Raw genomic sequence first — 26,622 nt, forward strand, 5'->3', positions numbered from 1 at the left:
GACATGCCCGACACCCGTGACACGGTCCAGCTAGTGGTCCTGTCGTACGACTTTCGTTGCAAGACAGAATGTCAGCAACGGGCGGTCAGCAGCGTAAAGGTCGTGCTGCAACTGGACGGGAGTGTTTCAGAGGCGGCGGCAATGGCTGAGGTACGCGTTTGCGCTGCTCAGCCGTGGAGCTGCTGTTGCAGCTCGCGCGAGCGGACACTGATTGTTGCGGCCTGATACTTTCGGCCTGCGAACTTTTCCTGCACTACGAGTGAAATTCAGGGTTTCTCCGGACGCCTGAATGGCGCGGAATGGCCGGTGACGGATGCACCGGTCGTGCGTCGGCGGGGACTGCGAGCGGCAATTCCGCGCCGAAGCGGTCGACTGGGGGGCGCTGGCCGGACCCTGCTCAGCGCCAGACGCGGAAGTTGTTCACCTGGATATCGCCCGTGCCCACCTGCGGCTCGATGCCCAGCTCCACGCTGACCAGGTATTCATTGCCATTGGCCCAGCGGGTGCCGAACACGTCCTTGCGCGTGGTCACGTAGTTGACGATCTTTGCCAGGTCCAGCGTGCCCGGAGGGATCGGCTGGTCCGGCTCGAACACGATGAACTTCCAGCCGCCATTGAAGCTCGAGAGCACCCGGCCGGTCGCGTCCTTGAAGACGTAGACGTGGTACAGGATGCCGTCGATGGTGACGTCGTGGTCGTACCAGTTCGGGTTGCGCGTCGGGTACACGCCATAGCCGCCCCAGTAGTCCACCGGCACGATGATCTCGTGCGTGATGCCCGGGCCGAACCCGTTGACCTGCGTCGGCGAGTCCTGCAGGAACATGTCGTAAGCCAGGTGCCCGCGTCCCGTCGGCGGCGCCATGTGCTTGTGCGCGAACGAGGTCTTGAGCGAGGCGATCGGCAGCTGCAGCGGGAAGAAGGTCCCGGGGGTGCGGCCCGAGGGGTAGACCTGCGAGGTGCTTCCGTTGGGCAGCCGGATGTCGAAGCCGCCCGGCGTGGTCCAGGTGTTGAACCAGCCCGGCTTCTGGCCGCTGATGATGCTGGGGAAGCTCTTGATCTCGGTGCAGCAGGTTCCCCACTTCCAGGCGATGCGCGCCGCGATCTCGCCGTTGGGACCCACCTTCGGGCTCACGCCGGTGTACTGCTCGTAGGTCGTGCCATCGATGCCCGCGAAGTTGCCGCGCGTGAGGCCCCAGGGGGCCCAGACGCCGTCCTCCACCCAGTACGCATCGTTGTCGCGACCGGCCTGCAACAGCGTGGTCGGCCAGATGCCCAGCGGCACCACCCCGAAGTCGGTCGGCGGTGCGGGGGTGGGTGCCGGAGCGGGCGCAGGCGCGGGCGCGGGCGCGGGCGCGGGCGCAGGTGCCGGTGCCGGTGCCGGGGCAGGCGCGGGTGCAGGGGCAGGCGCAGGCGCAGGCGCAGGCGCGGGTGCAGGGGCAGGCGCAGGCGCAGGCGCAGGCGCAGGGGCGGGCGCAGGGGCGGGCGCAGGGGCGGGTGCAGGGGCGGGTGCAGGGGCGGGTGCAGGTGCAGGAGCCGGTGCGGGCGCGGGTGCGGGCGCGGGTGCGGGTGCGGGTGCGGGAGCGGGAGCCGGTGCCGGTGCTGGTGCAGCCGCCGCGGCGTTCAAGGCGATGTCGTCCGCGTAGACGAAGCCGCTGCCGGCGTTCTTCCACAGGTACACGAGCGCCCGCTCGGTGTTGGGCGGCGCGACCATCTCGAGCTGTGCCGCCGTGTAGCTGGTGGAGCGCACGGGCACGTTCTGTTCCAGCAGGTGCTTGCCGAAGGAATCGAGGAAGGCGATGCCAAGATAGCCGACCTCCGAGGCGTCGCTCACCTTCAGCTGGCCGCTGACCCGGTAGGCCTTGCCGGATTGGATGCCGTACACCGTGTTGCCCACGCCGCCGGCGCCGGCACCGACACGCACCGCGGAGGCGCCGGAGCTCGCCTGGCCGGTGACCACGGACGCGTTGCCCCAGTTCTCCCAGCCGTCGAGCGCGGTCTCGAAGCCGCCGTTGGTCACCAGGCTTGGCGCGGCGGTGACCACGACTTCCGTCAATGTGAGCTCGTCGACGAAAGCGTAGCCGGGACCGCCGTTCTTCCAGACGTAGACCTGGGCCTTCACCGCATTCGAGGGAGCGACGATCTCGACGTTGGCCAGCGAGAACGCCGTATTGGTGATCCGCACGGCCTCCTCGGCGACGTTCGTGCCGAACTGGTCCACCATGTTGACGCCAACGACCACCGTCTCCGAGGCGTCGGTCACGCGCGCCTGGCCGCTGAGCCGGTAACGCTTGCCGGCGGTGACGGTGGTGACGTTCTGGGCGCTGCCGCCGGCAGCGGTCCCCACGCGCAGCGCGCGCGTGGTGCCGGACGCACCGGCGCCGTCGACGACCAGCAGGTTGCCCCAGTTCTCCCAGCTCGCGAGGCCGGCCTCGAAGCTCGGGTTGAGCAGCAGGTTGGCGCTGCCCGCAACGAGTGCGGAGCGCAGCAGGGGGACGAGGCTGCCGCGCGTGGTGAGGTCGGACGGAACGCCGGGATCCGCCGAGCGGACGCTGTTCGAGCCCCCGCCGCAAGCTGCAACCAGCATCGACACGACCAGCGGAACGGCTACGACTCTCTTCTTCATTCGATATCTCCAGCTCGAGGCGCGACGGCGCCGCAACGGCGGACACCGGTCGGCTGAGCCTGTAGGTTCCCGGATGGGCCGCCCTCTGGCGGAAGGAACTTGCCCCACGGCGGCGTAGGACGTCTCGCACGCAGACGATTACGTTTGTTGCGCACGCGCCCTCGCGAAACCCGCGCCGGCGCAGATGAGGTTGCGTGCCCCAAGGCGGGGCCCACGCGCATTTGCGAGGAAACCGACACGGCCCGCCCGGCCCGTTCCTACGAACTTGCGTGCATGGCGCGGCAGACGATGCGGACCTCATCCTGCCGCGAGGTTCGATCGTGATGCGTCTTGTCCGCCCCCTGTGCCTGCTGGCCGCCTGCCTGCTGCCGCTGTTCGCGCTCGCCGAGAAGCAGACGGTGTGCACGATCACCATCAATTCCGCCGATGAAAAGGAAACGTTCCGCCGCTTCCTTCCCGCGGACAAGTACCAGTTCGTCGAACTCGTCGAACGCAACCGCCGCGACTGGCTGGCCTCTTCGTGCGAGGCCAAGGTGTCCTGCGACGTCCTCGTGATCTCGGGACACCACGGCGAGGGCAACGTGTTCTTCTCCGATGCCCTGGACAGGAACGAATTCCTCCCGATCGAGGAACTGGAGCGCGTCTCCTGTTCCGGCTCCTGCCCCAGCCTGTTCGCGAACCTCAAGGAGGTCTACCTGTTCGGCTGCAACACGATGAACCCGCAGGCGCAGCACACGATCTCCGGCGAGGTGGCGCGCAGCTACGCGCGCGAAGGTCGCTCCCCGGACGAGGCAGCGCGGCTGGCCCGCGTGCTCGGCCAGCAGCGTGGCGAGAGCAGCCGTGACCGGATGCGCTTGCTGTTCAAGGACGTGCCGGTGATCTACGGCTTTGCCTCGGTGGCGCCGCTCGGTCCCGTCGCGGGTTCCGTCCTGAACCGCTACTTCCAGGGGACCGGGAGCTCCGAGGTGGGCAAGGGCCGCGCGAGCGGCAGCTTGCTGCGGCAGTTCTCCTCGCACGACATGGTGGCGGCGCGCGGCATCTCGGCGGGCGATCCCCTCGGCGCCCTGCGGCAGGACGTGTGCAAGTTCGCGGACGATCGCCTGTCTCCCGCCGACAGGCTGGCGGCCGTCCACGGGATGCTGCAACGGCCCACGGCCGAATCCCGCCTGCTGCTGGATCGCATCGAGCGGGTCACCGACACCTTGACGGCCAGTGAGCGCCAGCAACCGGAAGTCGCGGCGGCACTCAAGCGCATCGGCGGCGACAGTGGCTCGCGCGAGCGCTATCTCGCCTTCGCCCGCGATGCCGATGACCCGGTGACCCGCGCGCGCATGATCGACGTCGCTTACGACCTGGGGTGGCTGTCTCAGCAGCAGCGGCGCGAGGAAGTCACGGCGATGCTCGGCGCGGTGCTGGCCCGCAAGGAGGTCTCCGCCCCGGACGTGGACCTGGCCTGCACCTTGAACAAGCGGGGCGAGTTCGACGGCGCGCTCGGGCAGGCCGCCCGCGCGGAGAGCGCCGGACATTCCGCCGTCCTTGCCTGCCTCGGCGACGCCGGCGCGCGCGATCGCGTGCTGGAGCGGCTGGCCAGCCCGGCCGACGCCGATGTCCGCGTCGCGCAAGCCTACCTGCGGCACCGCCCCCTGGCCGATGCCAGCGAGCTGCGCGTGGTGACGCAGGCGATCGCGAAGATGAACGCACCCGAGGCGCAGGCCCGCGCCCTCGATGTGCTGGCCCGGCACTACCTGTCGGACCGGGAATCGGTGGATACGCTGCGACAACTGTTCGCGCGCACCCGCTCGGGCACGGTGCAGAACGCGATCGCCGGCGTGCTGATCCGGGCGGACCGCAAGTCGGTCGTTTCGACGGAGCTGTTGCACACGCTGCGTGAAAACCGCGTGAAGACGTCGCCCGGGGGCAACATGGTGGACGCCCTGATCCAGCGCCTGCAGGAATCTTCCTGAGTTTGGGCTTCGTGCGGCCTGCGCAGCGCGCCGCATGCCGCAGAGCCAGGGGGCTGTGGAATACTGGCCGCCTTCGCGGCGCGCCGCTGCGGCAGTCCACGCCCCATGTCCACCCTGTCGATCCCGAGGAAGCTCACGCTGCTGGGCGCATGCCTGGCGGCCGCCGTCTCGTTCGCGGCCGCGGCTGCGCCGAAGACGGTGTGCACCATCACGGTCAATTCGCCCGATGAACGCGAGAGCTTCCGCCGTCACCTGCCGCCCGGCGACTACCAGTTCGTGGAGCTGGTGGAGCGTGGCCGGCCCGACTGGCTGGCCTCCGCCTGCCAGCAGCGCGTGCAATGCGACGCGCTGATCATCTCCGGCCACTTCGACGGCGGCGACGAGTTCTATACCGACCGGCACGACCAGAGCGAGTACCTGGCCGTCGAGGAAATGGAGCGTGCCTCCTGCAGCGACTCCTGCCCGGGCGTGTTCTCGCACCTCAAGGAGGTCTACCTCTTCGGTTGCAATACGCTCAAGCCGGAGCCGCGCCAGAACGCCACCGAAGACATCGTGCGCGGCCTGCTGCGCTCGGGCCGCTCGCCCGCGGAAGCCATGCGCGCCGCGGGCTTGCTCGGTGAACTGCATGGCGGCAGCAACCGCGATCGCATGCGCCACATCTTCAAGGACGTGCCGGTCATCTACGGCTTCTCCTCGCTGGCGCCGCTGGGGCGCACCGCCGGCCCGCTGCTCGATCGCTATTTCCAGTCGACGCCGGTTGCCGAGATCGGGTCCGGCCAGGTCAGTGGCAAGTTGATGGGCGCGTTTTCGCGCACGGCGTTGACCGTCACGCCGGGCTTGTCGGATGCCGACCCGCAGGCGGCCGTGCGCCGCGACGCCTGCCGGTTCATCGACAACCGCCTCTCCGATGCGCAGCGGGTCGCGTTCATGCACGAGGTGCTGCAGCGCGACGTGGCCGAAGTCCGCATGTTCCTGGGGCACCTGGAGCGCTTCGCTTCTTCCATCAAGGCGACCCAGCGGGTGGCGGGAACGACGGCCGCGGCCTTCGCAGCGATTGCCGACGACCGCGCCGCACGCGGGCGCTACCTCGAAGCGGCGCGCGATGCGGGTGATTCGACGGTCCGCATGCGCATGGTGGCGCTGGCCAGGAACATCGGCTGGCTGACGCCGGCGCAGGAACAAGCCGAACTGGTGCGCACCATCGGCGACCAGATCGCGCGCGACCGCGTCGGCCGCGACGACGTGGAACTGGCCTGCGCGGCCGGGCGTCCGCTCGCGAACGATCCCGCTTTGCATGCGCTGGCCGCCGGCGCGCTGAAGTCGGCCAAGCTGGCTCCGTCCGCGGCCCTGGCATGCCTGGGCAGCACGGAGGCGCATGCGCGCGTCGTGCGCGCCGTGACCAGCGCCAATGCCGACGACATCGCGATGGCCCAGGCCTACCTGCGGCATCGGCCGCTGGCCGACGTCGGGGACCTGCGCAACATCGCAGCGGGCATCGCGCGCATGCCGGCGGCCGATGCGCAGGTCGCCGCACTCGAAACCCTGTCGCGGCAACGCCTGACGGATGCGGAAAGCCTGCGCGAAATCGCGCGCCTCTACACGGTGTCCAGGTCGGTCGAAGTGCAGCGGGCCATCGCCAACGTCCTGATCCGTTCCGACTACCGGGTGCTGGGCCAGGCGGACCTCGCGCGCTCGCTCAAGCAGCACCGCCTAAAGTCGGCGGACGGCAACGACGTGATCGACGCGCTGATTCGCGTCCTGCAGGCAGGCTAGGACCGGGGCGCGACAAGGTCGCGGCGGCCGCTTTCGTTCAGCGCTCTACCGCCAGCTTCGCGCCCAAGGCCGCGAAGGCCGAGGCGAAGGCGTAGCGCAGGCTGCGCTGCACCGCCGGGGACTCGATCACGAGCGCCCGGAACGCATGCGCCAGGCACCCATACAGCACGAACACCACGAAGGTCATCGCCATGAAGACGGCGCTGAGCAGCAGGAGCTGCGGCAGCGCCTGGCCGGCCCGCGGCGTCACGAACTGCGGCAGGAAGGCCAGGAAGAAGATGGTCAGCTTGGGGTTCAGGATGTTGATGAGGAATGCCTTGAGCACCAGGGACGTCGGCGACGCGATGACGGGCTCCTCGATCTGGAACGTCGACGTGTCGCGCCAGGTGGCGTAGGCCAGGTAGAACAGGTAGGCGACGCCCGCGTACTTGAGCAACTGGAAAGCCAGCGCGCTGGTGTGCATGACGGCGGCCAGCCCCAGGATGGTGGCAAGCAGGTGGGGCAGGATCCCCAGGGTGCATCCGAAGGCCGCAAAGACGCTCGCGCGCCTGCCTTGCGCGAGGCCGGTGGACACGGTGTAGACGACGCCGGTCCCGGGGACCAGGACGACGACCAGGGAGGTGACGAGGAATTCGGTGCTCACCATGGGGGCTCCTGTGCGCGCGGCCCGCGCGCGAAGGGTTGCTCGCACGCGGGCCGATGGGTCGCGATGCCGGCGTGGTGGCGCCGGCTGGCGCGTCACGGAATGAAGTTCGTCACTTCCGGCAGCGGTCCGGCGATGGGCACCTCGAAGATTGGCTCGGCACCATCCGGGTCGATGACCGTCCCGGTGGCGAAGAAGGTGGCGATCTGCATCTGCGCAGCGATCGCGTACGGCGCGCCGGCCCCTACCACGTTGGTCAGGAAGGTGTGCGGGTTCTTGCCCACCGCCGGGTTCACTGCGTAGGCCAGGTCGTTGCGGAAGTAGGTGGCGCGGTCCGCGAGGTCGCCGGCGCGCAGGATGGCGCTGGTGGTCGGGTTCGGCACGGTCTGGTCGCCCTTGGCGAACTGGACGATCACCGGCTTGGCCGCTGCGCCCGGCAGCGGCTGCTTGCGGATCTGGGCCGCATACGACACCGGATTGCCGGGCTGCTGCACCCACTGGTCCCAGTCGAACACGCGCTGGATGTCCATCGCGCCCGGCACGTTGTTGATCACCGGCGGCTGGTTGCGCAGCGGGATGTTCTCGTTGAACTCGAGGCCGCTGGGGCTGCTCTTGTTGATCAGCGACGGGATGCGGCTGGCCAGCGCGATGCCGCCCAGCGGCCGGAACACCGGGCTCAGGCGCACGATCTCGATGATCGAGCCGCCCGGCACGTTGGGCACGCCGGCCTTGATCGAGGGCTCGGTGCCCAGGATCATGGTGCCGTAGATGCCGCCGAAGGACTGGCCGGCGTAGTAGATGCGTTGCGCATCCAGGTCGGTCGTGCCGTCCCCGTCGACGTCGACGCCCACTTCGATCTCGCGCACCAGCTGCATCAGGTCGACCACGGTCTGCCGCAGGCCGTCACGGCTGCTGATCACCGTGCGAGGCGGCGCGGCGCTGCTGCCTTCGGTGGAGTCGATCGTGCCGTTGCCGTCCTGGTCGATGCCGCGGCCACCGGCGGGGACCACCACCGGCAACGCGGGGCTCGGGCGCAGGACGTTGAGCGTGCCGAGGGCGCCGCCGCCATGGCCGACCACGTTGATCGAGGCGCTGGCGATCCCTCGCGAGGCGAGCGTGGAGGCGACCACCCAGGGCGCACCGTACATGCTGTCGCCGAACCCGTGGCCGAAGATGGCCACCGGCCAGCCGCCGGCCGGCTTGGCGCCTGCGGGCAGGAAGATCTGCACCACGATGTTGTTGGTGCCTTGCGGCTGCGGCGCACCGGTGAGTGTTCCGGTGGCCGGGATGTACTTGTCGGCCGTCTCGTAGTCGGGCGAGGCGAAGACGCCGTAGGCGATCTGCGCCACCGACCCGGGAACGATGTTCAGCGCCGGCGTGGGCAGGAAGCTGCTCGTGAACGTCGGCGCCGTGCCGGTCTGCCGCTGGAACTGGATCGCCGTCAGCGAGGCCGTCGGGAACAGGGCGCGCACGGTGCCGCCGCCCGAGGTGCCGACGTTGAAGTTCACCGGTGCGGGCGTCGAGTGCTTGATCTGGCGATTGATCTTGGCCAGCTCGGTGGTGGCGCTCTGCGTGCTGAACAGGCTGGCTGCCACGATCTTGCGATCGCCTCCACGCACGCTGTGCATGGCATCGCGCAGCTCGCGGCGGTAGTCGGCGCCGCCTTCGTCGCGTCCCTTGGCGATGCCGAACTCGTCGCCATTGCCATCGCTCTTGATCTTCTTGCCGTTGGCGTCCCGCACGCCGTCGGTGACGACCAGCAGGTAGCGCGAATGCTGCTGCAGCAGCTGGTCGCTCTGGAACGCCAGCGTCTTCGTCAGCGGGTCCCAGATCACCTGGTTGATGCCCACGCGCTCGCCGAACCCGCGCAGGGTCAGCGTGTCGCCCAGGTTCACGAGGAAGATGGTGTCGCTGTTGACGGTGCTCGGATCGATGGCACCCGTGAACGGCACGGTGATGCGCGGCTGCGTGGAAAACCCGTCGAGCGTGTTGATCACGTCGATGTCCTGGCAATCGCTCACGCGCACGCTGCAATCGGGCTTGGGCAGGTTGACGCGGCGCAGGGTGTTCTGCGTGCCGTCGTAGACCGTGAAACGGTTGGTGGGGAAGGGTGCAGTCGCCGGATCGCCGGGATCCATTCGCACGCCGACTCCGTCGGCCAGCGCCGCGGTCGAGAACAAGGTAATCGCTGCGCTGGCCAGCAACAGGCGTGCGCGGACTTGCACCATGGGATGTCTCCTCGTTGTATTGGACGGTATGGTCCAGGTGCCTTATACGACTTGTGGCAGAGCACCACAATCGGCATCACTTCTGCCTCGCCCGTCTCATCGCCTAAGGATGAGTTGGCTGCGTTTTGCGACCCGGCGCGTCCCGCCGATCGCGACCCCTGGGGTCCGGGTGTTACGCTTGAAAGATGAGTTCACTGGCCACCCGCTTCCGCCAGGTCGGGCTGCACCGGCCCCGGCTTCTCGCTGCCGGCGCAGCGGCGACGGCAGCCTTCTTCTTCCTGCCGCAGGCGTGGACCTTCACCGCGCGGATGCTGGTTGCGTGGAACCTGGGAGTTTGGCCCTACCTCGCGGCCCTGGGCTGGTTGATGCTGCGAACCAGTGCGGAAGGTGTGCGCGGGATCGCCAGGCAGGAGGACGCCAGCAGCGCCGGCCTGATGGTGATCATGTGCAGCGCCGCCGTCCTGAGTCTCGCTGCCATCATGGTGGAACTCGCGCACGGCCACGACGCCGGTGAACGATCGCTGTTCGTCTACGGCATCACGGTGTTGACGGTGCTCGGCTCGTGGTTCCTGCTCGCGGCGCTCTACACCTTCCACTACGCCCACCTGTACTACTCGGCGCCCGCCAACCGCCTGCCGCTGGTCTTCCCCGACGCCCTCAAGTCGCCGTCGTACGTCGACTTCATGTACTTCGCCTTCACCATCGCAGTTGCCGTGCAAACCTCGGACGTGGCGGTGCGGACGACCGCCATGCGCGGCACGGTGCTGGCGCAGTCCGTCCTGAGTTTTTTCTTCAACCTCGCTGTCCTGGGGCTGTCGATCAACATCGCGGCAAGCCTGGCCGGGGCGCACTGAAGCTCAGCGCTGCCGACGAGGCTCATCGCGCCGAGCTTTCCCTTAACGGAGTGCGGCCGGACGGCTGGCGTGTCCCCGCAGTTCGCTCCAGCTCGAGGGGCGCGGGTGGGTGAGGGAGGCAATGAGGTGGCGCAGTTCCGTGTCGGCTTCGGACTGGGCGATGCGTTCGGACGCGTGCAGCCACAGTCCGCCGAAGTGGCTCATGTCGGACACCCAATGCGCGCGGATGGCCTTGCGAACCTTGCGCTCGAGCAGCGGCAGCCCCAACATCAGCCGCAGTGCCGGCCGGCGCTCCCAGGCGAAGATCCGCACCAGCGCCACGAAGACCTGCCGGCCGTCACCCCCGTCTCCGAACTGGATGACCTCGATCGACGCGCAGCTCTCCGGGATGCCCCAGCGGCGCAGGACGAGGGAGATCTGCCGTTCGTATTCCGAGGGCAACGCTTCCGCGCCGCCTTTCGCACCATCGATGTCGCGAAAATCCGTACGTTCCTGGTCGAGCCACCGCTCCCGCCGGGAGAAGAGTTTGCGGAAGAACACTAGTGCGAGTCCTCGACGATCGATGCCCGGACGGCCATGCACTTTCCTTGTAATGCAATTGTCGTAGGTGCCCGGCAGCAACAGCTGGGGCGCACATTGCATGTTAATCTGAACGCGGACGCGACGTGCTGCACGGCTGCAATCGGCCCTGCCGCGCCACGGAGCGTGAAAATTAATCCTGATGCGGTCACGCGTTGGCGCATTTCCGCGGCAGAGCCACATGCCCGATTACCATCTGATTAGAGTCCCGGCATGGAGTTCTTCCGGCCCGACTTGCGCGAGGGAATGTTGATCCGACCTTGGGACGGGTCGTGCCCGACGACAGGTCCACGGGCCAAGCCCTGCTGAGGCCGCCGCGCGCATGGCCCTCACCGTGTTCATTGCCGAAGACGACAAGACGGCAACCGAGTCCCTGGTCGAACTGCTGACCCTGCAAGGCGGGGTGGAAGTCGTCGGGAACGCGAACTCCGAATTCGACGCGACGGACTGGCTGCTTCACCGCAGCGAGCCGTGCGACCTCCTCATCACCGATCTGCTGCTGCTGCCGGGCGGCTCCGGATTCGGAATCATCCATCACGCCAGGAGCCTGCGCAGGTTCCGGCACATCGCGGTCTTCAGCAACTTCACGACGCCTGTCGTGGCCGAGAGCTGCAAACGCCTGGGGGCGGACGCCGTGTTCCTGAAGTCGGACCTGGACGAACTGCTCGCCTATGTCCGCCGCCTGCGCGACGCCGACATCGCATCGGCCGACCCGGCCCAGCCGGTGCGGCCGTAGGGTCTTGGGCTTCAGCCCTCCCCCATCGGAATGATGGGGCTTGCGCGCTTGCCGGCATAACCTTCCGTTTCAGCTTGACGGGAGATGCGCAATGCAGCCAGCGGTGGTGTTCGGGAGCGGCGAGTCGTGACAGCGGAGGAAGCGCACCTGCTCGCCCGACTCCAGCGCCTGCTGGCAGCCAGGGGCCGGGCCAGCAAGCCGGGCCGGGGCGGGCCTCCGGACGGCTCGGTGCTGCAGGAGAACCGCAGGATGATCCGCGACTGCATCGGCAAGATCCGCCTGGTCCGTGCCGGCGTGCCCTCGCCCTTCCTGGGGCTGGGGCAGAGGGAGTCCCGGAGAAGTTCCTAGATGCGGGCATCATCGATGTCCATGGACTGGTTCGAAGCGATCACGGGCTTTCCGGAGGGCCCTTACGTGCAGACGCAGCGGCGCCTGCGCGTGGTCATGGGGCAGCTCGTTTCGGATGCGAGCACGAGGTCCTACAGCGTGGGCTCCCTGGAGATGCCCAGTCTCGGCGAACTGCGGGCGCGCACGGCCCACCTGGCCCAGGCGGGCCCCACGCGCGTCGGCTTGGTCCGCGGTGATGCGCGCAAGCTGCATGCCGCGGCGGAAAATGCCGGCGCGCTGTTCCAGGTGGCCTCCCAGTTCAACCTTCTCGAGATGGTCGGCCCGGACGTTTCGCCCGAGGACGGCGTGACCCGCTACGCGAGCGATCGCACGCAGGGGCCGGCGTGCGCGATCGCCGCGGGCGCGGCCACGATCTTCCGCAACTACCTGGTCCGCTTCCCGGACGGGACGATAGGCCAGACGCGGAAGCGCCAGATCGATGGCCTGCGGGACCTCGGCCAGGCCCTGGGCAACGAGGACGGCAGCCTGTGGCGCATGGAAAACGGCTACGCGCTGTTCACGGCGCAGGGGCTGGCCGGCATCGACCGTCGCCTGGCCGCCGCGAGCGAGAGCGCAATCGACGACCTGCGCTGCCTCCTGCGCATCGGGCTGCACTGGAGCGTGGGCCTGACCGACGTGGAGCCGGGGCCCACCGTGTCACAGGTCTTCTGCTCGGCCCTGCCGGTCAGCTACAACCGCATCGCTTCGATGGGCCTGTGGACACGGTTTGCCAGCCTGGTTCTGGAAGCCGCCTACGAGGCCACCTTGCGCGCCGGCTGGCTGAGTGCCGCGCGTGGAGGCAGCAACCAGGTGTTCCTCACGCTTTTAGGCGGCGGCGCCTTCGGCAACCGACCCGAGTGGATCGCTGCCGCCATCCGGCGTGCACTGCAGCAGGCACGCGGCTGGGGATTGGACGTTCGCGTCGTGAGCTACGGGCCACCGGGTGAAGACCTGCAGCAACTCGTGCGAGAGTTCAGCGGCCCGACCTGATTCGCGACTGGCGTGCAGCGATCGACGCCGGCCATCGGAGTGAGACCCTCCTGCAGCGGCAGGAGGGCCTCCCCGGGACGCTCTCCAGGGGGGGCCGATCGGCTCCCGCTTCCCGATTTCAGCGCGCCCTGATACGGGCCAGCGCGTGCATGCGGCCGGCCAGTTCGTACGCACCCGGCTCCTTGCGGTACTTGCACCAGGCGGTGACGGCCAGCATGCCGATGAAGCCGCCGGCGATCAGCACCGGGTAGGCGGCCATGATCTGGCCGAGCGAGTACTTCCACGACAGCGGCCGGCCCACGCCCAGCATGGCGGCGTACATCCAGGACACGCCCGAAACGGTGCCGGCGAAGGTGGCCAGCGTGATCCGGTGGAAGGACAGTTTCAGCAGGGAGCCGGCCTTTTCCAGCCAGGGCAGCACGAGGTTGTGCAGTACGACGCCGTTGAGGGTCAGCAGCACCACGATCAGGATCTTGGCCTGGATCTTGGGATTGGCGAAATAGTGCCAGCCGCCCTTGGTGACGGCATCGAGCGTGACGATGGCGGTGCCGGTTGCCCAGAGGACTGCCAAGGCGGCGCTGACGATCGTCTTCAGGCTCTTCATCTCCTCCATGTGCGCGAGGTCGGATGCGCGGTCCCCCTTGAGCATGGCCTTGACCATGGCGACATCGCTTTTCATGACCAGGGCGATGGCCAGGCAACAGGCAATCAGGTGCACGTAAACGAGACCCAAACGGGAAAATTCCAGGACGACTTCCTGCATGAGGTTAAAACTCCGGGTTTTTGGCCGCTGTGCTTCCGTCGGGATAGCGGCAGGAAAGGTCCGCGAGCGTGATGACCATATCGGACAGCGCCGATTCGCTTCGCGGGCGAAATGCCTACATGGGTGAGGCAGGCCTGAATACTAAGGGCTCAAGACCGCTCATGTCCGAGACAAAAAGTGAGCAGTTGTGCCCCGTGAAGAATCAACAATTCGACGCTGCGCCGGTACGTGCGATTACTTACAGTGTGAACTCGAAGCTTCGCTCCAGCACCGTCCTGCCCCCGTGGCGCACCACGTACTGGCCGCCATACCGTCCCGGCGGCCATCCGTTGGCGGGACGGCGCACGCCCACGAACAACATGCTCTGCGCCTCGTTGCGGGGCAAGGGCTGCGCGGTGTTCACCGCGAGCAGCGTACCCTGCGGGTCCTTCAATGTCACCGTCTGCACGTCGCCCACTTTCAGTCCGAGGGCACGTGCGTACACCACCAGTGCCGGCGCGTCCCGCGTGGGCGCGGCCGGCTCTTCCTCGATGGCCTCCATGCTCACGGCCTGTGCCGCGAAGCCCGCGTTCAGGACGACGCGCGCCTTGTACGCGAGGGCCTCGCGCAGCTCGGAGCGCCAGAGGCTGCGGCCCGCTTCGCATGCGCCTTGCGGCGCTCCGTACGCGAACGGGTCGACGGTGGCGCCGGCCTCTCTCACCACGAAGTGCAGGTGCGGATATTCGGTCTGCCCCGAGAGGCCCACGCGGCCGATGACGTCGCCGGCCTTCACCGCATCGCCGGGCCGCCCCGCGATGCTGCCCTCGGCCAGGTGGCAGTACTGCGTCTCGAAGCCGCCCTCGTGGCGGACGACGACACCGTTGCCGCATTCGCGCCCCTGGACCGCGGACGTTCCCGTCGCGCGCACGGACACGTCGGCGACGCCGTCGCGCGCGCGCACGATGCGGCCGTCCGCAGCCGCCAGCACCGCGACGCCTTGTCGCTGGCGCGCGAGGCTCGGCAGGCGGAAGTCGACCCCATCGTGCCCCTGGTAAGTCCGCGTGCCGCACAGGTAGTCCCCGGCTTCCGGGCCGGGATCGCGGTCCACGAAGTTCTGGATCTCGCAGTCGACCCCGGGCCGGCACTGGATCGGCAGCGCCAGGCTCAGGGGCTGCGCCTGCGCTGCCGCAAACGAGGCGACAAGCAGCAAGCCCCCGAATGGCGCAACGAAGCGCGGCATGGCGATCTCACGCTCGCGGGCCCGCCCCGCCCACTCCGGAGGCGCGTGTCTCGATGTGCACTCCGTGGACGGGACGGGAATGCGTTCCCAAGGCCCGGCTCACGAGCGCCGCGCGCACGCGGTGCTTGAAGGAGCGGCTGCGCAAGGTGAGGTCCGCCAGCGCGTCCGGCGTGGAGGTGAGGCGCTGCACGCCGTCCTCGGTGACGAGGAAGGTGTCGGAGTGCCGGTAGCCGCCGACGCCGGTCTGGTACAGCCCGGGCTCGATGGAGATCACCATGTTCGCCGCGAGCACGTCCGTGCTGCCTTCGGCGATCCAGGGCGGCTCGTGGTTGCCCAGCCCGAAGCCGTGCCCGGTGCGGTGCAGCCGCAAGGAAGGCGTCCAGCCTTTTTCCGCCAGGAACCGGTTCACCGCGGCATCGATGTCGTGGCACGAGGCACCCGGTCGTGCCAGCCCGATGGCCAGTTCGCGCGCGGCCCGCATCAGCTCGAAGCGGCCGCGCTCCTCGGGGGTCGGCGGCGCGGTGAAGAAGGTCCGCTCGCATTCCGCCGCGTAGCCGTTCACGCGCGTGAGCGCCAGTGCCACGTGCGGGCCGCCTTCGAGCTTCATGCGCAAGGGCGGCACGGAATGCGGCTCGGCCGACAGCGGCGCGGGCCAGGGCGCGAAGATCGCCTTGGTCGCGAGCGCGTCGAAGTCGGGCACTTCGCGGATCACCTTGCGCTGCCACTGGCTCGCCGCCGCATAGGCCTCCGCGACGGTCGCGCCGTAGTAACTGGCCGCCAGCACCTTCGCGAGGCCCCAGTCCGCGTACTTGGCCGCGCGCCGGATCTGGTCCACCTCCCAGCGCGACTTGACCAGGCGGATGGGCCCGAGCACGTCGGCCGGCTTGCCGCGCGAGCGGGCGAACAGGTCCGCGATCTCGAACGGGGTGCCGGGTTCGAACAGGAAGGAGCGGCCGTCGAGCAGGGGCAGGATGCGGTCCGCCCAGGCCTCGCCGGCAGGGGCGGGGTATTCGCGGTAGGTGTGGATCCCGGCCGGCCGCACGCCCCAGGCTTTCTCGAGGTGGGTCCGCTCCAGCAAGGGCACCAGCAGACGGTAGTCGGGCAGCTCCGCGTCCGCGATCAGGAAGACCGGCCGCTCCAGCGGCTCGTAGGTGGCGCCGGTGAGGTAGTAGATGCCCTCCATCGAGGTGAGGACCAGCCTGCGCACGCCCCGCTGGTGCAGCGCCTGCTGCACGGCAGCGCGGCGGCGCGCGAACTCGTCCCCGTTCTCCTCGGGCCAGATGGAGTGCATCGGTTCTTCCCCCTTGCTTGCGGGGCGATGCTAGGCCCTGCAGCCGCGCGAGGGAAGAGGTATTTGGGAGGATCGCGCAGCTTGGAGCCGCATCCGGCGCAGGCGGGACCCGGTGCGGCCATGAAAAAAGCGGCCATTGGCCGCTTTCCTTGGAAGCCCTGGTTCCCGCCTTCACGGGAATGACAGGGCATTGGTTACGCGCGCACCGGAATCAGCGGCCGTCCTTGTCCGAGTCGCCGGGGATGGCCCGCTCGGTGGCATTGCTGACCCGTTCCCAGGCGTCACGCGCAGCGGGACGGGCATGTTCCCATTCCAGGGACGACTTGCCGCGCGCGCGGCTCCAGTCGCGCCCGAGTTCCGGTTCCACCTCGTCGAACGAACGGCCCGGGTTGCGGTTGTAGGATTCCACGCCGGCGCGGTACGCGGGCTGGTAGTCGTCGAAGCCGACGTCCTTGCGCGCGTAGGGGCGGGTCGTATGGTTCTCGCGCCAGTAGCTGTCTTCCACCGCCGGATCCGCGGCCTTCTTGCCCATCACGGCGCCCGCCACGGCACCCACCGCGGCCCCGATCGCCGCACCCACCGGGCCCGTCACGCCGCCGGCCAACGCACCGGCAGTCGCTCCGCCCACCACGCCGCCCGCGGCCGCGCCGCCCACTGCGCCCATGCCCGTACCGGCTGCCTTCTTCTTTTCGGGATTGTCAATGCTCATGTCGATGTCCTTCGTTGGGGGAGAGAAGAGTTCACCATAGGACGCTGCTGGCAGAGACAGCCTCGGAGGTTGCCCACATCGGGGCGGCAGCGAAGCCTACCTGGGCGTAATCCGAGGCAGACACATCCATATGCGCGGCCGGTGCGCTGCCGCGAGGTCGCCATACTTCGGGACCATGACCGAGACCAGGAAAACATTCGCAGCGGACGTCCTCGTGCTGGGCGGGGGAATGGCGGGGCTGTGCGCCGCGCTCGCAGCAGCCGAAAGGGGCGCCCGCGTGCTGGTGCTCGAAAAAGGCACGCGCTTCGGCGGCTCCATGGCGCTGTCCAACGGCATCGTTTGGTCGTTCATGAGAAGTGACGACGTGCGCCAGCGCCTGCGCGAAGGGGATCCCGCCTTGCAGGACCTGGTGGTGGAACAACTGAGCGCAGGGATGGAATGGCTGGTGTCGCACGGCGTGCAGCTGCAGCCCACCCAGCACTACTTCGGGTACGGCCACGGGCGGCCTGCCAGCGGCCCGCAGATGAGCGCTGCGCTGTGCGATGCCATCCGCGCGCGCGGCGGTGTGCTGGTGGCATCCGCAGGCCTGCAGGACCTGCTGACGGCCGATGGCAGCGTCGTCGGTGCGCGTGCGTTCGGTGGGGAGGGCTGCATCGAGGCGGCGGCGCCCTCGGTGGTTCTCGCCACCGGCGGGTTCCAGGGCAATGCCGAACTGCTGGCGCGCCACGTCAGCCAGCAGGCGCAGCACATGTACCTGCGCGCCAATCCCTGCAGCACGGGCGACGGGCTGCTGGCTGCGCTCGACGCCGGCGCGGCGGTCACGCCTGCACTCGACGCGTTCTACGGCCATGCCATGAGCGCGCCGCCGGCACGCTTCGGCGCCGACCGCTTCCAGGAGATGAGCCACAAGTACGGGACCATGGCCGTCGCGGTCAACCTGGAGGGCCGCCGCTTTGCCGACGAATCGGCGGGAACGGGTGAAGAGACGCTCAACATCGCCATCGCCCGCCAGCGCGACGCCACCGCGGCGTACGTGTTCGACGCCGCTACCGCCGACCGGCCGTACGATGCAGGCCCGCTGGCACGCGTGATCGTCGAGCGGGCGCGCCAGGCCGGCGGCCCCGTGGTGCAGGCGGACACCCTGGAAGCCCTGGCGGGACAGATGCAGGCGTGGGGCTTCCCGCCGCATGAGGTGCTGCGCACCTTGCGGGAGTTCAACACCGCCATACGCGCGGGGGAAGGCCATGCGCTGCAGCCACCCCGCCGCGGCGAGCCTCACGCGGTGGCGCAGGCTCCGTTCACCGCGGCGCTGGTGCGTGCCGCGATCACCTTCACCTGCGGCGGGCTCAGCGTGGACCTGGACATGCGGGTGCTGCGCCGCGCTGCCTCCGTGTCGATGCTGCCGCTGGCAAGGGCGCCCGCCAGCGAGCTGCAGGTTTCGCCCATCCCCGGCCTGTTCGCCGCCGGCTGCGATGTCGGTGGCGTGTCCGGCGCCTCGTACATGGGGGGACTGGCACAGGCGCTCGTCACCGGCCGTGTCGCCGGGACGCAAGCGGCGGGCTGAGCGACGGCCGTCCGTGGCGGCCGGGCGCGTCAGGCCCCGACGCAAGCCGGCAGCGTCATTTCGCGAACAGCATCCTGATGTCGGCAAACGCCTTGACCTCGAGGGCGTTGCCCGAGGGGTCGAGGAAGAACATGGTTGCCTGTTCGCCCGGCTGGCCCTGGAAGCGGATGTAGGGCTCGATGACGAAAGCCGTGCCTTGCGCCTTCAGGCGCTCGGCCATCGCTTCCCAGTCCTTCATCGGCAGCACGATGCCGAAGTGGCGCACGGGCACGCCGTGCCCGTCGACCGCATTGCGCTGCGCCGAGCCGGTTTCGCCCGGCGCCAGGTGCGCGACGATCTGGTGGCCGTAGAAGTTGAAGTCGATCCATTCTTCCGAGCTGCGGCCTTCGGGACAGCCGAGCGTCTCGCCGTAGAACTTTCGCGCAAGTGCCAGGTCGTGGACGGGGAAGGCCAGGTGGAACGGGGACAGCGGTGCGGGGTTGGTGGCGGGAGCTTGCATCGGGAGCGATCGGAGGTGGGCAGATGCGGCAATCCTAGCAAGCTCGCGCCACGAACGCCGCCGCGGGCCCCATACTGGCCCTCGTCGGGCGCGCCGCGCGCCGCGCGCAGGGAGTTGGACATGCAGGAAGCGACGAATTCCCGCTTGCAGGGCAAGGTCGTGCTGGTGACCGGTGCCGCGCAAGGCATCGGGCTGGGCATTGCGCACAGGCTGGCGCGCGAGGGTGCGGACATCGCGCTCAACGTGCTGCGGCCGGACGAGCGCGCGCGCCTGGCGCAGCAGCAGGTGGCGGCAAGCTCGGGCCGCCGCTGCGAGGTCTTTCCCGCGGACGTGTCGCTGCCGCAGCAGACACGGGAGCTCGTGCGGCAGGTGGTCGCCACCTTCGGCAAGCTCGACGTCCTCGTGAACAACGCCGGCATCGAGCGGCGCGCCGGCGTGCTCGACATCACCGTAGAGGACTTCGACCAGGTGATGGCGACCAACCTCAAGGGACCGATGTTCCTGTCGCAGGCATTTGCGCTGCATGCGCGCGAGGCCGGCAGCGGCGGCGCCATCGTCAACGTGAGTTCGGTGCACGAGGACCTGCCGTTTCCGCACTTCGCGCCCTACTGCGCCAGCAAGGGCGGCCTGAAGATGCTGATGCGCACGATGGCACTGGAGCTCGCGCCGTTCGGCATCACGGTCAACAACGTTGCGCCCGGCGCGATCCGCACGCCGATCAACACGACCCTGCTCAACGACGCGGCCAAGTTGCAGGCGCTGCTGGCGCAGATCCCGGCGGGCCGGCTCGGCGAGCCTTCCGACGTCGCCGGTGTCGTCGCTTTCCTGGCGAGCGAGGACGCGCGCTACATCACGGGCGCGACGATGGTGGTCGACGGCGGTCTCCTGTGGAACTACCGCGAGCAGTGAGCGACCGGAAGGTGCACCCCGCTGCCCGCAACGCCGCGGCGGCCAGCGCACCCCCGGCGGACGTGTGCACGCCGGCCGATCGCTACCAGGAGCTCTTCGTCGACGTGCAGCAGCAGCGCGTGTTCGAGGACAGCAAGACCTTCGTCGACTGCGCGCCGCGCGACGATCCCGCTGCCATCCTGCGCTCTTACCGCGCGCAGCGCGATCGGCCCGGCTTCGACCTGCGCCGTTTCGTGCAGCAGCACTTCGGGCCGCCGGAACCCGCGCGCGCCCCGTATGTGTTCGTGCCGGGCCAGTCGCTCGCGCAGCACATCGACGGCCTCTGGCCCTTCCTCACCCGCGAGCCGCACGCGCACCCGGTGCGCGGCTCGCTCGTGCAGCTGCCGCACTGCTACGTGGTGCCGGGCGGCCGCTTCGTCGAGCTGTACTACTGGGACTCCTACTTCACGATGCTGGGGCTGGCGGAGAGCGGGCGACAGCAGATGGTCCATTGCATGACCGACAACTTCGCGCACCTCATCGACGTGTACGGCCATGTGCCGAACGGCACGCGCACCTATTACCTCAGCCGCTCGCAGCCGCCCTTGTTCGCGCTGATGACGCAGATGTGCGAGGCGTGTGGCGGCGCGGCGGGCATCGAGTACCTGCCGCAGCTGCGGCGCGAACATGCGTTCTGGATGGATGGCGAACGCGAGCTCGGGCCGGGGACGGCGCACCGCCGCGCGGTCGCCCTTCCCGACGGGACCGTCCTCAACCGCTACTGGGACGACCGCTGCACGCCGCGCGAGGAGTCGTGGCGCGAGGACGTGGCCACGGCCGGACGCAGCGGGCGTCCGCGCCAGGAGGTGTGGCGCGACCTGCGCGCCGCGGCCGAATCCGGCTGGGACTTCAGCAGCCGCTGGATGCGCGATCCGCGAGAGGGGCTGGCCAGCACCTGCACGACGGACATCCTCCCGGTGGACCTGAACTGCTTCCTGCACGCACTGGAGGCCAGCATCGCGCGGCTGGCGCGCGCCACCGGCGACGCGGCGGCCACCGCGGAGTTCGATCGCCGGGCCGCGCAGCGTGCGCTCGCCATCGACCGCTGCTTCTGGGACGCGGAGCAAGGCTTGTACGCGGATTGGGACTGCCGCCTGCACCGGCGCCGTGCCGTGCTGACCGCCGCGACCGCCACCCCCTTGTTCTGCGGACTCGCGAGCCCGCAGCAGGCGCGCAGGGTGGCGGCCACGCTGCGCGCGCGCCTGCTGGCTCCCGGCGGACTGGGCACCACCGAGGCCGCGAGCGGCGAGCAGTGGGACCGCCCGAACGGCTGGGCCCCGCTGCAGTGGATGGCCGTCGAAGGCCTGGCACGTTGCGGCTGCCAGGGCCTGGCCGACGAGATCCGCGCGCGCTGGATGCGGTCCGTGCAGACGGTGTACGAGCGCGACGGCAAGCTGGTCGAGAAGTACGCGCTGCGCTCGCACGAACACGAAGCCCCGACCGGGGGCGGCGGCGGCGAGTATCCGCTGCAGGACGGCTTCGGCTGGACCAACGGCGTCGTGCGCTGCTGGACCGCCTAGCGCGACGGTCAGCGCGTGCTGGTCACCGCCTCGGACAGGTGCCGCAGCAGCGTGCTGCCGTTGCCGTGCCAGGCGCTGCCGTGCATGCAGGCCAGGGTCTGCGGCTTCTGCTGCGCCAGCCGCGCGAGCGTGGCCGCCGTCTGCGGCGCGTGCGCGAAGTAGTCCATGGGTTGGCGGAAGGCTTCGCTGGGGCCCAGCACGTCGCCCTGCGTCAGCGGCACCTTGCCCTGGCCGGGTTGGGTGAAGAGGTCGCCGCAGAAAAGGGTGCCCGTGCTCGTGTCCATCAGCAGGCCCGCGTCCCAGCCGTGCGGCACGTGCGGCGTGTCGAACCACTGCACCGCGTGGCGGCCGAGCACGAGCGTCTCGCCATCGGCCATTGCGCGCGGCGCGCGGTCGGCGAGGTCGCCGATGGACACCATCGCGGCGATCTGGCTGCACAGCGGCACGGCCTCGGGCGCGACGGCGAGGAACTGGTTGAGCGCACCGCATTCGTCCGACTCGGTGTGCGAGAAGCTCACGTAGCGCAGCTTCGCCAGCGGCATGACGGAGGCGATCGCCTCGCTCACGGCGGCAAACAGGAAGCGCCCGCCCGTGTGGAACATCAGCGGCTGCTCGTCGACCAGCAGGTACTGGTTGAAGCTGAACGCCTGTCCGTCCGGCAGGGCGACCGGCGTGTTGATGCGGTAGATGCCGTCGGCGATCTCGTGGATGTTCGTTCCGGTCTGCGGGTTGGTGACCATGGGGCGGCCTCGCGAAGAAGAGTGGAAGGAGTCAGGTTGTGGCGCCAGCCCGCCGGGCGTTACAGCAATTTTTCTGCGCGGCCTGACCCGGCCGTTGCTATGCTTGCCGCGTGGAAGACCCGCCCCTGGTTACGGACGACCACGGCCCCGAAGTGCGTGCCGCGCGCCGCATCGCGGGCGCCGCGCCGGGCGAGGCGAGCGAGCCGGAGGCCGAGCTGTACCGGCTGCTCGCGCCGCGGGTGCGTCGCTACGGTTTGCGCCACCTGCGCGACCCGCATGCGGCGGCAGACCTGATGCAGCACGTGATGACGCTGACCATCGAACAGCTGCGCGACGGCCGCCTGCGCGAGCCGGAGCGGGTGCTGTCCTTCGTGCTCGGCACCTGTCGCATGACGGTGCTGGACCAGCGCCGCACGGAACACCGGCGCGACCGGCTGCTGCAGCTGTACGGCGATGCGGTGGGCATCGCGGACGTGCACGTGGCGCCCCGGCTCGACCAGCAGCGCGTGGCCGACTGCCTGCAGCGCCTGCCGGAGCGCGAGCGCTCCGTGCTCGTGCTGACCTTCTGCGAGGACCAGCCGTCCGAGGCGGTCGCCGCGGACCTCGGGCTGTCGCCGGGCAACGTGCGTGTCATCCGGCACCGCGGCATCGAGAAGCTGCGCCGCTGCGTCGACCCGTCGGGAGCGGTCACGTGAGCGCATCCGCCCCCCACCTGCCGCTGGCGACGCTGCTGGACTACTGGCTGCGCGACACCGACGACGCGGCCACCGAGCGCGTCGACGCGCACCTGATGCAGTGCGATGCCTGCGGCGAGCTGCTCGATGGCCTGGTCGCGCTCGGCGCCGGGGTGCGCGGCGCGTTCCGCGCCGGGTCGGTGATGGCCTTTGCCGGCGCGGGCTTCCTGCGGCAGCTGGATGCGCAAGGCGTGCGCATCCGCGAGTACCGGTTGCCGCACAACGGCAGCGTGAACTGCACGGTGGCCCCCGACGACGAACTGCTGGTCACCCGGCTGGACGCGCCCTTGCAGGGCGTGCAGCGGCTCGATGCGATCGTGCGCGTGTCGACCGAACCCGGCGCGCCACATCGCCTGGAGGACCTGCCCTTCGATGCGGCCTCGGGCGAAGTCCTGTTCTTCTCGTCGCTCGCACAGGTGCGGCAGCTTCCCGCCCACACGATGGAACTCACGCTGGTGGCCGTGGCGGACGGCGGCGCGCGCGAGCTCGGTCGCTATGCCTTCCATCACAGCCCGTGGGCTGGCGCGTGAGCTGATCCTTCCTCCTGCGGCCTGGCGTTCGGCGAGTTCGTGGCCGGCGAGACGAAGCGCTGGGCCGAGGTCGTCACGCCCTCTCGCCGAAGCGCGCGGCCGAACGCTCGCGCGCCTTGGCGGCCTCCGCCTGGCGCGTGCGGGGTTCGGCGTGGGTCACCAGCGACTGGATCAAGGTCCTCGCCGACGCGGCCACTTCGTCGACCGCGCGCTCGAAAGCGGCTTCATTGGCCCTGGACGGCACGTTGAAGCCACTGAGCTTCCTGACGAACTGCAGCGAGGCATCGCGGATCTCGAGTTCGCTCGCCGGGGGCTCGAAATTGAACAGGGTCTTGATGTTCCGGCACATGGGCTTGCTCCCCGCATCGACGGCAGCCTCCATGGTAAGCGGCCATGAAAGGCGCTCAGGACGCGGGGCGATCGACGCCCCGCCACAAGCGGGGAATTTCCCCGGTTGTGGGGAAAGAAGATCCAGCCGCAGGAATTCCTTGCGCCAGGGGCGACGCACCTAAGTACTTGATCCGGCAGTACTTCGGCGTGGCACCTGGTGCGCGCTCCTTCGGCACGTTCCCTGCGATCAACCGCGAATGCTCAGGGAACCTGCCCCCGGCGTCGCGCGCGCCGAGGCGACCGGCGCCGGGGCGTCCGCTTCTTTCCACACGCAAGCTGCCAGGAGACCCGATGCGAAAACGTGAACAACCATTGCAGAGCCCCAGCCGCCGAAGCGCGCTGAAAGCGAGCCTGGCCCTTGGCTCGGCTGCCATGGGCGGTTCCGCCGGCGCGGCCCTGGCGCCGGGCTCGGGATGGAGTGCCCCGCCCGCGAGTCCGCACACCACGCCGTTCATGGAGGCCATGCCGATCATGCCGGTGCTGCAGGAGCGGCCCTTGTCGGACCCGGGCTTCGCCCAGCCACCCACCACCGCGCCGAATCGCGCGACCAATCCGGCGACCCGCCTTCCCTACGAGGGCCGAGGCGAGCCGCACCAGTACCGCAGCCTGGCCGAACCGCAGCATTTCTACGTGCAGCGTTTCGGTGCCGTGCCGCCCACTTCCATCCACCCGCAGTTGCAGCAGCAACTGAACTTCTGGGGTGCGAACCTGGGCGGCGCGGACCTGACGGTGGACAAGCCGATGACGCCGATGCCCACGATCGTGACCCGCTACCAGGCCGGCGCGAACACCGCGGTGCTCGTGCGCCGGTTCAACAACCTGCCCACGGGCGCGGCCAGCGGCGGCTTCGGCAAGAACCAGATCTCGACCCACCTGCACAACTTCCACACGGCGCCGGACAGCGACGGTGGCCCGTGCGACCCGAACCGCGGTTCCGTTTCCGAAGCGCCGGCCACGCAGGGACGGTTCTTCTTCCCGGGCCAGTACTACGACTACTACTACAACATGAAGCGAGCGGGCTTCACCAATGCCGGCACGCCCGACGGCGACGTGCGCGAGTCGCTCGGGACGCTCTGGTACCACGATCACCGCGAAGGCCACACCGCGGAGAACGTCTACAAGGGACTGGCCGGCTTCCACCTGGTCTTCAACGAGTACGACACGGGCAACGAAACCACGGGCTTCAGGCTGCCCACCTTCCCGCAGTACGACATCCCCGTGATCTTCACGGACGTGCGCATCGACCCCAGCACCGGGCAGGCGGCGTTCGACACGCTGGACGTGGACGGCCACCTGGGTGACAAGTACATGGTGAACGGCAAGATCCAGCCGTTCTTCAACGTCTCCAAGCGCCGTTACCGCTTCCGCCTGCTGGATCAGGGGCCCTCCCGTTTCTACGAGCTGTTCCTGACCAATCCCGACAATCCCGCGCAGTCCATCCCGTTCTGGCGGATTTCGAACGATGGCAACCTGTTGCCCAAACCGCTGCAGACGACCAGCGTGCTGCTCTCCGTCGCGGAACGCGCCGACATCATCGTGGATTTCGCCAAGATCACGGCCGTCGGCGGGCCGGCGCCGGGCGCGACGCGCCTGTGGCTGGAAAACCGGCTGGTCCAGACCGATGGCGTGGGACCCGAGAGAAGTTCCTGGGACGGCAGCTCGTGGAGCGGGAGTTCCTGGAGCGGCAGCTGGAGCGGCAGCCGCACCAGCTCGTGGAACACGGACAACACGGGCCTCAACGCCGCCGCGGATCCGACCAACGTGCTGGTGGAATTCCGCATCGGCGCCGCGGTGGCAGACGCGAGCGCCGACCCGGCAACGATCACCAGCTTCGCGCCGATCTCGCTGCCGCCGCTGGGCACGTCGGTCATCACCCGCACGTTCGACTTCGACCAGCAAAACGGGCAATGGGTCGTGAACGGAAGGCCACTGAGCTGCGACGTGGTCCGCTTCACGATGAAGCGCGGCACGACGGAAACGTGGGTGTTCAACGGCGGCCGCGGCTGGTCCCACCCGATCCACGCGCACAGCTTCGAGGGACGCATCACCAAGCGCAACGGCGTCGCCACTCCCAGCGCCAACCAGGAATACGGGCGCAAGGATGTGGTGCGCCTGGGCCCGCGCGACTCGGTGGAGTATGTCGTGAAGGCATCCGACTATGTGGGCGTCTTCCCGATCCACTGCCACAACGTCGTGCACGAAGACCACGCCATGATGCTGCTGTTCGCCGTGAGCGATGTCGGTGACACCAAGACCCTGCCCTGACCCGAACCTGCGCTCCAACCAGATACAAACTTCAGAGGCACTCATGACGAACATTGCGAAGCGAAGCCTGCTGGCCGGCGCGGCCGCCGTGCTGGGCGGCGCGGGGATGCTGGCGGCCACACGCTCGGCGCGTGCGGTGCAGAACGAGCCGCGCGAACTGATGCGGGCACGCCGCTTTCCCAACGTGCCCTTGCTGACGCACGAAGGCAAGGAGGTGCGTTTCTACGACGACGTCCTCAGGGACCGCAAGGTGGTGTTCAACGTGATGTATACGGTGTGCAGCAACATCTGCACACCCGTCACGCAGCACATCCTGGAGGCGCAGCGGCTGTTGGACGATTTCGCGAACGACATCCACTTCTATTCGCTGTCGCTGACGCCGCTGGACGACGACCCGGCCGCCCTGCGCGCCTACATGCAGCTGAACCGCATCGGGAAGGGGTGGACCTTCCTCACGGGCAAGCCGGAGAACGTCGAGACGGCACGCCGGGGACTCGGCTTCGCGCGGAACCGGCCTGAGGAGGACGACGATCTTTCCAATCACTCGGGCATGCTGCGTATCGGCAACGAGCGCCTGGCCGCCTGGGGCCATGCATCGGCCCTCATCGGAGGACGCGGCATCGCGCGGATGATCCGGTTCGAGCTGACCTGAGCGCAAAGGCCCGCGGCTGAG

Annotated in this window: 24 protein-coding genes; 13 read left to right on the forward strand and 11 right to left on the reverse strand. The window is 69.1% G+C overall.

The genetic code is table 11. From position 1 onward, the window contains the following. Positions 1–397: 397 nt before the first annotated feature. Entirely contained in the window at positions 398–2,623 is a 2,226-nt protein-coding gene (locus AC3EGR_RS01275; RefSeq protein ID WP_488544612.1) for a carbohydrate binding domain-containing protein, read from the reverse strand. 323 nt (positions 2,624–2,946) lie between these two features. On the opposite strand from AC3EGR_RS01275, the gene AC3EGR_RS01280 reads away from it, so the two are divergent. After that, a complete protein-coding gene (locus tag AC3EGR_RS01280) occupies positions 2,947–4,587 on the forward strand; it encodes a hypothetical protein (RefSeq protein ID WP_488544613.1) in 1,641 nt (546 codons plus the stop codon). Positions 4,588–4,692: 105 nt separating this feature from the next. Continuing rightward, positions 4,693–6,360, forward strand: coding sequence for a hypothetical protein (locus AC3EGR_RS01285; RefSeq protein WP_488544614.1), 1,668 nt, complete (start codon positions 4,693–4,695; stop codon positions 6,358–6,360). 37 nt (positions 6,361–6,397) lie between these two features. Here AC3EGR_RS01285 and AC3EGR_RS01290 read toward each other — a convergent pair whose 3' ends face one another. Then, positions 6,398–7,006: a LysE family translocator gene (locus tag AC3EGR_RS01290; RefSeq protein WP_488544615.1), complete on the reverse strand. Its 609-nt coding sequence runs from the start codon at positions 7,004–7,006 to the stop codon at positions 6,398–6,400. A 92-nt stretch (positions 7,007–7,098) separates the two neighbouring features. Beyond that, entirely contained in the window at positions 7,099–9,231 is a 2,133-nt protein-coding gene (locus AC3EGR_RS01295; protein WP_488544616.1) for an Ig-like domain-containing protein, read from the reverse strand. Between the two features lie 185 nt (positions 9,232–9,416). Between AC3EGR_RS01295 and AC3EGR_RS01300 the strand changes: the two genes are divergently transcribed. Continuing rightward, complete coding sequence (locus tag AC3EGR_RS01300; RefSeq protein WP_488544617.1) at positions 9,417–10,085, forward strand: DUF1345 domain-containing protein; 669 nt, start codon at positions 9,417–9,419, stop codon at positions 10,083–10,085. Between the two features lie 42 nt (positions 10,086–10,127). Here AC3EGR_RS01300 and AC3EGR_RS01305 read toward each other — a convergent pair whose 3' ends face one another. Further along, positions 10,128–10,625, reverse strand: a complete 498-nt coding sequence (locus AC3EGR_RS01305; RefSeq protein ID WP_488544618.1) for a hypothetical protein — start codon at positions 10,623–10,625, stop codon at positions 10,128–10,130. Positions 10,626–10,986: 361 nt separating this feature from the next. Between AC3EGR_RS01305 and AC3EGR_RS01310 the strand changes: the two genes are divergently transcribed. The 3 genes from AC3EGR_RS01310 (at position 10,987) to AC3EGR_RS01320 (ending at position 12,777) form a co-directional block, all read left to right on the forward strand. Further along, the gene (locus AC3EGR_RS01310; protein ID WP_488544619.1) at positions 10,987–11,400 is read left to right on the forward strand and encodes a response regulator; all 414 of its coding nucleotides are present in this window, start codon (positions 10,987–10,989) and stop codon (positions 11,398–11,400) included. A 126-nt stretch (positions 11,401–11,526) separates the two neighbouring features. After that, positions 11,527–11,748 carry a hypothetical protein gene (locus tag AC3EGR_RS01315; RefSeq protein ID WP_488544620.1) on the forward strand — a complete coding sequence of 74 codons (222 nt, stop codon included), beginning with the start codon at positions 11,527–11,529 and terminating at the stop codon, positions 11,746–11,748. 21 nt (positions 11,749–11,769) lie between these two features. Then, positions 11,770–12,777, forward strand: a complete 1,008-nt coding sequence (locus AC3EGR_RS01320; RefSeq protein WP_488544621.1) for a hypothetical protein — start codon at positions 11,770–11,772, stop codon at positions 12,775–12,777. A gap of 118 nt (positions 12,778–12,895) precedes the next feature. Here the strand turns inward: AC3EGR_RS01320 and AC3EGR_RS01325 are convergent, their stop codons facing one another. The 4 genes from AC3EGR_RS01325 to AC3EGR_RS01340 form a co-directional block, all read right to left on the reverse strand. Then, positions 12,896–13,540 carry a hypothetical protein gene (locus AC3EGR_RS01325; RefSeq protein ID WP_488544622.1) on the reverse strand — a complete coding sequence of 215 codons (645 nt, stop codon included), beginning with the start codon at positions 13,538–13,540 and terminating at the stop codon, positions 12,896–12,898. A gap of 238 nt (positions 13,541–13,778) precedes the next feature. Next, positions 13,779–14,759: a M23 family metallopeptidase gene (locus tag AC3EGR_RS01330; RefSeq protein WP_488544623.1), complete on the reverse strand. Its 981-nt coding sequence runs from the start codon at positions 14,757–14,759 to the stop codon at positions 13,779–13,781. 7 nt (positions 14,760–14,766) lie between these two features. Then, the gene (locus AC3EGR_RS01335) at positions 14,767–16,050 is read right to left on the reverse strand and encodes a M24 family metallopeptidase (protein ID WP_488544624.1); all 1,284 of its coding nucleotides are present in this window, start codon (positions 16,048–16,050) and stop codon (positions 14,767–14,769) included. Between the two features lie 211 nt (positions 16,051–16,261). Further along, the gene (locus tag AC3EGR_RS01340; protein WP_488544625.1) at positions 16,262–16,759 is read right to left on the reverse strand and encodes a glycine zipper domain-containing protein; all 498 of its coding nucleotides are present in this window, start codon (positions 16,757–16,759) and stop codon (positions 16,262–16,264) included. Between the two features lie 175 nt (positions 16,760–16,934). On the opposite strand from AC3EGR_RS01340, the gene AC3EGR_RS01345 reads away from it, so the two are divergent. Next, positions 16,935–18,323, forward strand: a complete 1,389-nt coding sequence (locus tag AC3EGR_RS01345; protein WP_488544626.1) for an FAD-dependent oxidoreductase — start codon at positions 16,935–16,937, stop codon at positions 18,321–18,323. 55 nt (positions 18,324–18,378) lie between these two features. On the opposite strand, the gene AC3EGR_RS01350 is transcribed toward AC3EGR_RS01345, so the two are convergent. Next, the gene (locus AC3EGR_RS01350; protein ID WP_488544627.1) at positions 18,379–18,822 is read right to left on the reverse strand and encodes a VOC family protein; all 444 of its coding nucleotides are present in this window, start codon (positions 18,820–18,822) and stop codon (positions 18,379–18,381) included. A 120-nt stretch (positions 18,823–18,942) separates the two neighbouring features. Here AC3EGR_RS01350 and AC3EGR_RS01355 point away from each other — a divergent pair, with 120 nt between their 5' ends. Further along, positions 18,943–19,731 carry an SDR family NAD(P)-dependent oxidoreductase gene (locus tag AC3EGR_RS01355; RefSeq protein WP_488544628.1) on the forward strand — a complete coding sequence of 263 codons (789 nt, stop codon included), beginning with the start codon at positions 18,943–18,945 and terminating at the stop codon, positions 19,729–19,731. Continuing rightward, complete coding sequence (gene treF / locus AC3EGR_RS01360) at positions 19,728–21,290, forward strand: alpha,alpha-trehalase TreF (RefSeq protein WP_488544629.1); 1,563 nt, start codon at positions 19,728–19,730, stop codon at positions 21,288–21,290. The genes AC3EGR_RS01355 and treF overlap by 4 nt, the downstream gene beginning before the upstream one ends. Positions 21,291–21,298: 8 nt before the next feature. On the opposite strand, the gene AC3EGR_RS01365 is transcribed toward treF, so the two are convergent. Further along, positions 21,299–22,030, reverse strand: a complete 732-nt coding sequence (locus tag AC3EGR_RS01365) for an oxygen-binding di-iron domain-containing protein (protein WP_488544630.1) — start codon at positions 22,028–22,030, stop codon at positions 21,299–21,301. Between the two features lie 110 nt (positions 22,031–22,140). On the opposite strand from AC3EGR_RS01365, the gene AC3EGR_RS01370 reads away from it, so the two are divergent. Both AC3EGR_RS01370 and AC3EGR_RS01375 read left to right on the forward strand, forming a co-directional pair. Further along, positions 22,141–22,725, forward strand: a complete 585-nt coding sequence (locus AC3EGR_RS01370) for an RNA polymerase sigma factor (protein WP_488544631.1) — start codon at positions 22,141–22,143, stop codon at positions 22,723–22,725. Further along, positions 22,722–23,294 (forward strand): hypothetical protein, encoded by a 573-nt coding sequence (locus AC3EGR_RS01375; protein ID WP_488544632.1) that lies wholly within the window; start codon positions 22,722–22,724, stop codon positions 23,292–23,294. Before AC3EGR_RS01370 ends, AC3EGR_RS01375 begins: the two co-directional genes overlap by 4 nt. A gap of 73 nt (positions 23,295–23,367) precedes the next feature. Here AC3EGR_RS01375 and AC3EGR_RS01380 read toward each other — a convergent pair whose 3' ends face one another. Further along, positions 23,368–23,643, reverse strand: coding sequence for a DUF2277 domain-containing protein (locus AC3EGR_RS01380; protein WP_488544633.1), 276 nt, complete (start codon positions 23,641–23,643; stop codon positions 23,368–23,370). A gap of 413 nt (positions 23,644–24,056) precedes the next feature. On the opposite strand from AC3EGR_RS01380, the gene AC3EGR_RS01385 reads away from it, so the two are divergent. Both AC3EGR_RS01385 and AC3EGR_RS01390 read left to right on the forward strand, forming a co-directional pair. Beyond that, positions 24,057–25,949: a multicopper oxidase family protein gene (locus tag AC3EGR_RS01385; RefSeq protein WP_488544634.1), complete on the forward strand. Its 1,893-nt coding sequence runs from the start codon at positions 24,057–24,059 to the stop codon at positions 25,947–25,949. 43 nt (positions 25,950–25,992) lie between these two features. Beyond that, positions 25,993–26,601, forward strand: coding sequence for an SCO family protein (locus tag AC3EGR_RS01390; RefSeq protein WP_488544635.1), 609 nt, complete (start codon positions 25,993–25,995; stop codon positions 26,599–26,601). The last annotated feature ends 21 nt before the right edge of the window (positions 26,602–26,622 follow it).

It is taken from the genome of Ramlibacter sp. G4-7 (assembly GCF_057784995.1).